The following is a 9,079-nucleotide window of genomic DNA, read 5'->3' on the forward strand; positions in this document are numbered from 1 at the left end:
GTTCCATTTGGAACCGGCGCCGTTTTTATTTCATCCCTCGAAAGGTTAGACGATGAATACTTATTTAGGAGCCTGAGAGGCGTAGAATGCGGCCAGCTCTTTAATTTCAGCGTCGGTCAGACCTTTAGCAAAAGCAGCCATAGTTGCGTCCTTACGGAAACCGTCGCGGAAATCTTTTAATTGCTTCTCAAGGTAATTCGCATGTTGACCAGCCAATTTAGGGAAGTTTGGAACAACGCTGTTACCGTCTGCACCATGACATCCTACGCAGGTTGCTGCTTTGGCAGGAGCGGCCTGGGCACCGAATGAAGCGGCAAATAGCGCGCTTGCAGAAAGGGTCGCAATGATGATTTTTTTCATAGGGAAATCCTTATATTGGAATCTACTGATAAGAACAGCATCAAATTTAAAGCTTCAACCGTCGCAAATCAAGCGCAAAAGCCGATAAGTTAAACTTTGTAGCCATAAATTTTTCTATGGGCATAAAAAAACCGCCCAAGTCGAAGAGACGGGGCGGTTTTTTTACGACTGGAACCTAAAATTATAGGCCAGCAACGTAAGCAGCGATGTTTTCCATGTCTGCGTCAGAAAGACCAGCAGCCATAGGAGCCATCATAGAAGTCATAGGACCAACTTGCTCACCAGCTTTGTACTTGTGAAGCTTAGCAACGATGTCAGCTGGGTTTTGACCAGCTAGTTTAGGTCCAACACCACCTTCAGCGGCAGCACCGTGACAACCTACACAAGTTCCGAAAGCCGCTTGACCTGCAGCAGCATCACCCGCTTGAGCAGCTGCACCAAAAGAAACGAATCCAGCCGCAGCTAGAGCGATAATTGTTTTTTTCATAATGTACTCTCCTGAAAGCACGATTTGATAATTGCTCGGGTTTCCCCTGGTTGCAAATTACAAACGAAAAGCCAGTTCGAGTCAAGAAAGAAGGCTTAAGCAACCATTAATATTTGCAAAAAATATGAAGAACAGTCGAAACTTAGGTGAATTGTTTCGATAAACTACGGATTAAGTTTAATGAAATCTTTGTTAATAGAGCCATTTTTGATCGAAATTGCATGCCGTCAAGGCGAGTTTTTGTCGGTTGCTTTTTAAGTAAAAACGCTTCGTATTGATAGGAGAAGGGATGTTCCGTCTGTGGATTTTAGTGGCAATTTTGAGCGTTGCCAGCTGGTGGTTGCTAAAGCTGATCGGTCGGCCGCAAGCGTTTGGCTGGGTATTGCTGTTTTGGATTGTCGTGTTTTTCGGCTCCGCCGCCCTGCTTTACGGCGTCTCTTTATGGTTTGTCAGCCAGTAAAAGGCCTGTTTAGCCGTTATCGTTGTTTTTAAACTCTTCGAGCAGACGCTGGAAGCTTTGATAACGACTTAATGCCAGTTCGCCGTTTTCTACTGCGGCTTTGATGGCGCAGTCCGGTTCGATGGAATGGCTGCAATTATGAAATTTGCACTGCCCCAAAAACGGTGCGAAGTCGGGATAATAGCTTTCCAGTTCTGATAGAGAGCACGGCGCCGGCGAAAACTGCCGCACGCCCGGTGAGTCGATCAGATGGCCGCCATCCAGTTCCAGATCCTCTTCCTCGATGGCCGGAAGGTGATAGAGAATGCTGTTGGTGGTGGTGTGTTTACCCAATCCGGTCGCTTCCGATAGACTGCCGACACGAATATCGATATCCGGGATTAAGGCATTGATCAGCGAGGATTTTCCGGCACCGGATGTTCCGACAAAGACACTGTTTTTCCCGGCCATATAATGGCGCAACTCATCCACACCTTGTTGTGATACCGACGAAGCCGGAATCAATTCGATTCCCATGTCGTCATAAGGTGCCAGCAATTCGGCAACCGCTTCCCAGTCCTCGTCACTTTCGAGCAAATCGACTTTATTGATAATAATGATTGCCGGGATATCCAGTTGCAAAGAAGCGACCAGATAACGGTCAATCATATCCGGGTGAATTCCCGGTACAACCGGGGTGACGATGCCGATAAAGTCGATATTGGCGGCAATCATGCGTGTCTGACCGCGAAAGCCGGGACGGCTCAACTCGTGGCTGCGCGGCAATACACTGACCACGACACCTGTACCGCCTTCCAGCGCGGTTTGCCAGATGACTTTGTCACCGGCAACCAGTTTTCCCAAGTGCTGGCGGATGGCGCAATTAAAGGTTTCGCCCTGTTCGCTTTCGACCAGTACGCGTTTACCGAAACTGGTAATAACCAGACCGTTCTGTTCTTCGCCTAGACCGCTTTCATCGGCCTGGTATTGCTGCTTGCCGTCGGTCTTTAGTCGCTTGCTGCTTAAGCGGCGTTTTTGCTGCTGGGTGAGTTTGCGTTGCGCCATAGGGATCAGTTCAATAAAGCGTCGATTTTCGCGGCCATAATCATGTCGTTCATGCTCAGGCCTTCAATACTGTGGGTGGTTAAGGTGATGTCGCAGGTGTTGTAACCAAAGCAGATTTTCGGATGGTGGTCTTCTTTGTTGGCCAGCCAGGTCACCGCATTCACAAACGCTATCGTTTGCAGATAGTTTTTGAATTTAAAAGATTTGTGAATTTCACTGTAACTCAAAGGGGTTTCCCAGCCGTCCATCTGACTCAGGTTGCTTTCGATGGTTGGAATAATCAAGCCTTTTCCGCCTTTTGGAATTTCTTCACATGACTGCTGTAACAACTCTTCAATCAGCGGGTTATTCTGACTCATACTATTCTCCTGTTTTGCTTATCTTACTTTACGTTAAGAATTCGATCTAAAAATAAATTGTTAAAGAAACGACACAAACTACCTTATGCGGTTCGATCCAGTGAATTCAAGTGATCGATACGGATTTTCGCCGGCGGATGACTGTCGTGGTAGGCCGAATAGCCCGGATCCGGCGTCAAGGTGCTGGCATTGTCGCGGTACATTTTCAGCAGGGCGGATACCAGCGGTTGCGCTCCGACATATTCGGCGGCGAAGGCATCGGCTTCGAATTCATGTTTACGGCTCTTAATTGCGCTGATCGGTCCCATAAAGAAGAAGATCGTTGGCAGAACCGTCACAAACAGCAGTAGAGCACTGGCCGGGGTTTGTGTCTCAATGCCCAAGCCTTGATAAAAAGCCGGTAACTGAATCAGCCAGCCAAGCAATGCTAAAGCTCCCAAACTCAAAACGGCACTTTCAATCAGACGTTTGCGGATATGGCCGTGTTTGAAATGTCCCAGCTCATGAGCAAGTACCGCTTCGACTTCTTGCGGTGACAAGGTTTCCAGCAGGGTATCGAAAAATACGATGCGTTTGTTTTTGCCGAAGCCGGTGAAATACGCATTACCGTGCCCGGAACGCGATGAACCATCCATCACGAAAATTCCATTGGATTCAAAACCGGTACGCTCCAAAAGGTTTTCGATGCGTTGCTGCATCTCAGGATTATCCAGAGGGGTGAACTTGTTGAAGATCGGTGCGATCCACTTCGGATAAGCCCACATCAACAATAGCTGGAATCCAAACCATACCAGCCAGGTGTACAACCACCATAGAGAGTCGATAAACTCGCCCATAATCGTCAGAATAACCCAAAGCAACGGAACTCCCAGCGCTGCCATCAGCAACCACTGTTTGACCAAGTCACTGATAAAGCGTTTCGGGGTGGTTTTATTAAAGCCGAATTCGGCTTCGATCTTGAAGGTGCTGACGACGGCAAACGGCAGATGCAGCAGCGAGATGAACCATAGTGCGGACAACAGGAAGGCCGTATCACGCCAGATCGGTGACATTTCCGTGCCGAGCCAGTAGTTGTAGATATCCTGAAAGCCGCCGCCGAGCGTCATGAATAATAAAATTGCCGCGTCGTAAAACAGACCGAGACGTGCCAATTGCAGTTTAGCGCGGCTATAATCGGCGGCTTTCTGGTGCGCTTCCAGAGAAACGGTATTTTGAAATTCGTCCGGAACCTTGGCTCGTTTCAAGCCGATATGGAATTGGTTTTTGATATTTAGCCAGACTTCGATAATCAGGTTCAGGCTGAGAGCAGCCACAAACAGCGAGGCGATCCAGTTCATATTTACCCTGTTTTTTACGTTAAGATAAGCGCATATTGTATGTGAAAAGAGAAAGTTTTATGAAGTCTGATAAGAATTTAATTTGGATCGATCTGGAAATGACCGGCCTTAATCCGAAAGAACACCGGATTATTGAAATTGCCACTGTGGTCACCGACGTCGATTTGAATGTGATTGCCGAAGGTCCGGTGATTGCGGTACAAACGCCGCAGGAAGAGCTGGATAAGATGGATGAGTGGTGTACCACCCATCACGGTAATTCCGGTCTGACCGAACGCGTGCAGCAGAGTGCGGTCGACATGCAGCAGGCTGAACAGATGACATTGGCGTTTCTGAAAGAGTATGTGCCGGCCGGAAAGTCGCCGATGTGCGGTAACTCCATCTGCCAGGATCGCCGTTTCATGGTTGAGCAGATGCCGCTATTAGAAGAATTTTTTCACTATCGCAATCTGGATGTCAGTACCTTGAAAGAGCTGGCGCGTCGCTGGGCGCCGAAGGTGTATCAGGGGCACAACAAGAAGGGTGCGCATCTCGCTTTGGACGATATTCTCGAATCAATCGATGAATTGCGTCACTATCGCCACAATCTGTTCCGTGAGGAGTTCAGCCATTAAATCTCCTTGTGAGCGCGGACAAATTTATTCTGCGCGTGAAAATCATGAGAAAAGAAGCGCTTACGGTTCTCAAAGTAAATAAAAGTCTATATAATTGCTCGTTTACCGTGCTAAAAAACGGTAAACGGATTTTTTAAGGTCTTATTTTGCGAAATCCCGGCTTGGAGAGTCAATAGAACCCAAGACGTCGGGATGGTTCGTCGAAGGGCCTTTTTTCATTTTTTTAAAACGTCGTTTCACGCCCGATTAACCTTCTTAGGGAGTGGAAACGGCTCTAACCAAGAGGACCATTGTTGTGGAAATGACTGGTGCCCAGATTCTTGTACATGCATTGCAGGATGAGGGCGTAGAGCATATTTGGGGGTATCCGGGTGGAGCGGTTCTACCGATCTACGATGCCCTGGATACGGACGCTAAAACATTAAATCATATTTTAGTCCGTCACGAGCAGGCTGCAGTCCACGCTGCAGACGGTTATGCACGCTCTACAGGTAAACCAGGCGTGGTGCTTGTAACTTCGGGTCCGGGTGCGACCAATGCCGTTACCGGTATTGCCACCGCCTATATGGACTCGATTCCGATGGTATGTATTACCGGTCAGGTGCCGACCGGTTTGATCGGTCTGGATGCGTTCCAGGAGATCGATACTATCGGGATTACAAGACCGATCGTAAAACACAACTTCTTGGTCAGGGATGTTAAAGATCTTGCCAGTACGCTCAAAAAAGCATTTTATCTGGCAACGACCGGCCGACCAGGCCCTGTTGTCGTAGATATCCCGAAAGATGTCCAAAACGCCAAAAGCACCTATGAATATCCGCAAGAAGTTGAGATGCGATCCTATATGCCTGTTACCAAGGGCCATAGCGGACAAATCAAAAAAGCTGTGGAAATGATGCTGTCTGCGAAGCGTCCGATCCTGTACACCGGTGGTGGTGTGGTTTTGGGAGACGCTTCTCAGGAGTTGACCGAACTGACGCGTAAATTGGGGTATCCGATTACTCAGACTTTGATGGGGCTAGGGGCTTTCCCGGCTTCCGATCCGCAATCGGTCGGTATGCTGGGTATGCACGGAACCTACGAAGCCAACTTGTCGATGCACCACTCTGATGTGATCATCGCTATCGGTGCGCGTTTTGACGACCGTGTTACCGGTAATCTGGAGAAGTTCTGCCCGGATGCCAAGATCATTCACGTCGATATCGACCCTGCGTCGATTTCAAAGAATGTCATTGTTGATATTCCGATTGTCGGCCCGGTAAAACAGGTCTTGACGGAAATGATCAAAGTTCTGGACAACAGCAAGCAGAAGAAAGACGAAAAAGCGCTAGCGGAATGGTGGAAGCAGATCGAAGAGTGGCGTGCGACCAAGTGTCTGCGTTATGATACGGCCGGTTCCAAAATCAAGCCACAAGCGGCGGTTGAAGCCCTGTGGAAAGCGACCAAAGGCGATGCATTCGTTGCTTCGGATGTGGGTCAGCACCAGATGTACGCTGCCCAATATTATCCGTTCGACAAACCGCGCCGTTGGCTTAACTCCGGCGGTTTGGGAACCATGGGCTTCGGTCTGCCGGCGGCGATGGGCGCGCAAATGGCGCATCCGGACGCGACGGTGGTCTGTGTGACGGGGGAAGGTTCTATTCAGATGAATATTCAAGAACTTTCCACTTGTTTGCAGTACGGCCTGCCGGTCAAGATCATCTGTTTGAACAACGGCTTCCTGGGAATGGTTCGTCAGTGGCAGGAGTTCTTCTATGAGCGTCGTTATTCGATGTCTTATATGGAGTCTCTGCCTGATTTCGTTAAGTTAGCCGAAGCTTACGGTCACGTCGGTGTTCGCATCGAAGATCCTGCGACCATGGAAGCCGAGTTGGAAAAAGTGTTCTCCGAAGAACTTAAGGATCGTCTGGTGTTTGTTGACATCATTACCGATCAGCAAGAGAACGTGTATCCGATGATTCCAGCCGGTGCCGGTTTGAACGAAATGATTTTGGTATAGGTGAGTGACGATGAAACATATTATTTCCATGCTAATCGAAAACGAATCCGGTGCCTTATCACGTGTTGCCGGGCTTTTTTCCGCGCGCGGTTACAACATTCAGACTCTGACGGTTGCCCCGACCGAAGATGAAACTCTGTCGCGTTTGACTCTGGTTTCCTACGGAACCGATCAACAGATCGAGCAGATCGTCAAGCACCTTAACCGTCTGGTTGACGTGGTTAAGGTCTTGGATCTGACCGAGGGTGAACACATCGAGCGCGAACTGATGTTGATCAAGGTTGCGGCGACCGGCGAGATGCGCGAAGAGTACAAGCGCTTGGCGGACATTTTCCGCGCCGACATCATTGATGTGACTTCTTCGACTTACACCATCCAGTTGGTTGGTGAGTCGAAAAAACTGGACGGATTTATCAATATCATCGATCCGGGCTTGATTCTGGAAACTGTCCGCTCGGGAACCATGGGTGTCCTGCGCGGCGAAAAAAGTTTACAGGTGTAAGCTCTTTACCGATAATAGCGCCACATAATGATGTGGCGTTTGTTCGTCACAGATAACCGAATTTTTAATTTTTAAACATATCCGTTTCGCACTCAACATCAAACGGATTAATAAAGTAAGGACAAAACATGCAAGCTTATTACGATAAAGACTGCGATCTATCAATCATCCAAGGTAAAAAAGTTGCCGTTATCGGTTTCGGTTCACAAGGTCACGCGCACGCAGCGAACTTGAAAGATTCTGGTGTTGACGTTGTAGTTGGTCTACGTCCTGGTTCATCTTCTGTTAAGAAAGCTGAAGGTTACGGCCTGACCGTTGCTGACGTTCCTACTGCGGTTGCCGGTGCGGATGTGGTTATGATCCTGACTCCGGATGAGTTCCAAGCGGATCTTTACAAAAACGAAATCGAACCAAACATCAAAGAAGGTGCTGCGCTTGCATTCGCACACGGTTTCGCAATCATCTACAACCAAGTGGTTCCTCGTAAAGACCTGGACGTTATCATGATCGCGCCAAAAGCACCTGGTCACACTGTACGTTCTGAGTTTGTTGCCGGTCGTGGTATTCCTGACCTGATCGCGGTTGAACAAGACGCTTCCGGTACTGCACGCGACATCGCGCTATCTTACGCTTCTGCAGTCGGTGGTGGTCGTACTGGTATCCTGGAAACCACTTTCCGTGAAGAGTGTGAAACTGACCTATTCGGTGAGCAAGCTGTACTTTGTGGTGGTGCGGTTGACCTGGTTAAAATGGGCTTCGAAACGCTAGTTGAAGCGGGTTACGAGCCAGAAATGGCTTACTTCGAATGTCTACACGAGCTTAAATTGATCGTTGACCTAATGTTCGAAGGCGGTATCGCCAACATGAACTACTCAATCTCAAACAATGCTGAGTACGGTGAGTATGTAACCGGTCCACGCGTCATCAACGAAGAATCTCGTGAAGCGATGCGTCAAGCTCTGGCAGACATCCAGTCAGGTGAATACGCTAAGAACTTCATTCTGGAAGGTAAAGCGGGTTACCCATCAATGACGGCAATGCGTCGTCTAAACGCTGAACACCCAATCGAATTGGTTGGTGGTAAGCTACGTGCGATGATGCCTTGGATTCAAGCGAATAAGATCATCGACCAAGACAAAAACTAAAATATATAAGGGCTTGTTTTCCTGATTTCTTTGTTGGAAGTTAGCTCGTTTACTAAGTGTAAACGTCGCCAACTTCCGCCGCGAACTCAGAAAAAACGCTCCTTAAAATTGATGTTTAAGAAACCGGCTTTATGCCGGTTTTTTGTTTTTAAGGGATTGATTGCCCGATTTCTACGTTGCTTTCCGAGCTGTTTACTTAATTGTAAACTTCCCCGAAAAGCGCCTGGATCTTGAGTAAAACATTCGCTGAATTGAATATTTGAAAAGCCAGCTTAATGCTGGCTTTTTTTATTTTTAAAGAGCCTGGTTTGTCTTATTACTTTTTTGAGAGCTTTCCCTGCGCTTTTTATTACACATCACGCCGTTACCACAGCAGAATTCAGTCATACCGAATCAGGAGAAAGCTTTACCAAGACGAATTAGTATTTGTGTGGCAATCTTCGATGCTTTACATTAATATCTATAAGCAATAATCATTATTAATGACAGGTTTACATAGGTAATACTAAATACCCTGTCAAATTGACAGGAAAGGTATGATAAACAAGCATAATTGCCTGAAAACCTTTCTAGTATTAAATACTAAGGCAAATGTGCCTTATACTAAATGTTAGAGCCGACCGCAGGCGGTCGGCTCTAACGGGGTGGCGCTAATAGATTGCCTTGCCAGACCGCCTGCGGCAGTCTAACAATGCAATCAACCTGACCTACCCACCATTCAAAAATTGAAATTTTTAAATAGTGGGGGCGGCAGGTTATCGCCACCCCGTTA

General features: G+C 47.8%; 10 protein-coding genes. 5 read left to right on the forward strand and 5 right to left on the reverse strand.

The genetic code is table 11. The features are described from left to right. Positions 1 to 60: 60 nt before the first annotated feature. Complete coding sequence (locus H8792_RS12135; protein ID WP_185979246.1) at positions 61 to 360, reverse strand: c-type cytochrome; 300 nt, start codon at positions 358 to 360, stop codon at positions 61 to 63. A gap of 181 nt (positions 361 to 541) precedes the next feature. Beyond that, positions 542 to 847, reverse strand: coding sequence for a c-type cytochrome (locus H8792_RS12140; protein ID WP_185979247.1), 306 nt, complete (start codon positions 845 to 847; stop codon positions 542 to 544). A 289-nt stretch (positions 848 to 1,136) separates the two neighbouring features. Between H8792_RS12140 and H8792_RS12145 the strand changes: the two genes are divergently transcribed. Then, positions 1,137 to 1,307 carry a hypothetical protein gene (locus H8792_RS12145; RefSeq protein WP_185979248.1) on the forward strand — a complete coding sequence of 57 codons (171 nt, stop codon included), beginning with the start codon at positions 1,137 to 1,139 and terminating at the stop codon, positions 1,305 to 1,307. A gap of 9 nt (positions 1,308 to 1,316) precedes the next feature. Here H8792_RS12145 and rsgA read toward each other — a convergent pair whose 3' ends face one another. From rsgA to H8792_RS12160, 3 genes are all read right to left on the reverse strand, one after another. Continuing rightward, positions 1,317 to 2,351 carry a ribosome small subunit-dependent GTPase A gene (gene rsgA / locus H8792_RS12150; RefSeq protein ID WP_185979249.1) on the reverse strand — a complete coding sequence of 345 codons (1,035 nt, stop codon included), beginning with the start codon at positions 2,349 to 2,351 and terminating at the stop codon, positions 1,317 to 1,319. Between the two features lie 5 nt (positions 2,352 to 2,356). Then, positions 2,357 to 2,710: a 4a-hydroxytetrahydrobiopterin dehydratase gene (locus H8792_RS12155; RefSeq protein ID WP_185979250.1), complete on the reverse strand. Its 354-nt coding sequence runs from the start codon at positions 2,708 to 2,710 to the stop codon at positions 2,357 to 2,359. A gap of 83 nt (positions 2,711 to 2,793) precedes the next feature. Continuing rightward, positions 2,794 to 4,047 (reverse strand): M48 family metallopeptidase, encoded by a 1,254-nt coding sequence (locus tag H8792_RS12160; protein ID WP_185979251.1) that lies wholly within the window; start codon positions 4,045 to 4,047, stop codon positions 2,794 to 2,796. 59 nt (positions 4,048 to 4,106) lie between these two features. Between H8792_RS12160 and orn the strand changes: the two genes are divergently transcribed. From orn to ilvC, 4 genes are all read left to right on the forward strand, one after another. Beyond that, positions 4,107 to 4,661, forward strand: a complete 555-nt coding sequence (orn, locus tag H8792_RS12165) for an oligoribonuclease (protein ID WP_185979252.1) — start codon at positions 4,107 to 4,109, stop codon at positions 4,659 to 4,661. 295 nt (positions 4,662 to 4,956) lie between these two features. Then, entirely contained in the window at positions 4,957 to 6,660 is a 1,704-nt protein-coding gene (locus H8792_RS12170; RefSeq protein ID WP_319557336.1) for an acetolactate synthase 3 large subunit, read from the forward strand. Between the two features lie 10 nt (positions 6,661 to 6,670). After that, entirely contained in the window at positions 6,671 to 7,162 is a 492-nt protein-coding gene (gene ilvN, locus H8792_RS12175; protein ID WP_185979253.1) for an acetolactate synthase small subunit, read from the forward strand. 128 nt (positions 7,163 to 7,290) lie between these two features. Beyond that, the gene (ilvC, locus tag H8792_RS12180) at positions 7,291 to 8,307 is read left to right on the forward strand and encodes a ketol-acid reductoisomerase (protein WP_185979254.1); all 1,017 of its coding nucleotides are present in this window, start codon (positions 7,291 to 7,293) and stop codon (positions 8,305 to 8,307) included. Positions 8,308 to 9,079 lie beyond the last annotated feature (772 nt).

It is taken from the genome of Thiomicrorhabdus heinhorstiae, assembly GCF_013391765.2.
GTDB lineage: Bacteria > Pseudomonadota > Gammaproteobacteria > Thiomicrospirales > Thiomicrospiraceae > Thiomicrorhabdus > Thiomicrorhabdus heinhorstiae.

Excerpts from the sequence above, each read along its gene's own strand:
- H8792_RS12135 (WP_185979246.1), bottom strand. The coding sequence starts at position 360 with ATGAAAAAAATCATCATTGCGACCCTTTCTGCAAGCGCGCTATTTGCC.
- H8792_RS12140 (WP_185979247.1), bottom strand. The coding sequence starts at position 847 with ATGAAAAAAACAATTATCGCTCTAGCTGCGGCTGGATTCGTTTCTTTT.
- H8792_RS12145 (WP_185979248.1), top strand. The coding sequence starts at position 1,137 with ATGTTCCGTCTGTGGATTTTAGTGGCAATTTTGAGCGTTGCCAGCTGG.
- rsgA (WP_185979249.1), bottom strand. The coding sequence starts at position 2,351 with ATGGCGCAACGCAAACTCACCCAGCAGCAAAAACGCCGCTTAAGCAGC.
- H8792_RS12155 (WP_185979250.1), bottom strand. The coding sequence starts at position 2,710 with ATGAGTCAGAATAACCCGCTGATTGAAGAGTTGTTACAGCAGTCATGT.
- H8792_RS12160 (WP_185979251.1), bottom strand. The coding sequence starts at position 4,047 with ATGAACTGGATCGCCTCGCTGTTTGTGGCTGCTCTCAGCCTGAACCTG.
- orn (WP_185979252.1), top strand. The coding sequence starts at position 4,107 with ATGAAGTCTGATAAGAATTTAATTTGGATCGATCTGGAAATGACCGGC.
- ilvN (WP_185979253.1), top strand. The coding sequence starts at position 6,671 with ATGAAACATATTATTTCCATGCTAATCGAAAACGAATCCGGTGCCTTA.
- ilvC (WP_185979254.1), top strand. The coding sequence starts at position 7,291 with ATGCAAGCTTATTACGATAAAGACTGCGATCTATCAATCATCCAAGGT.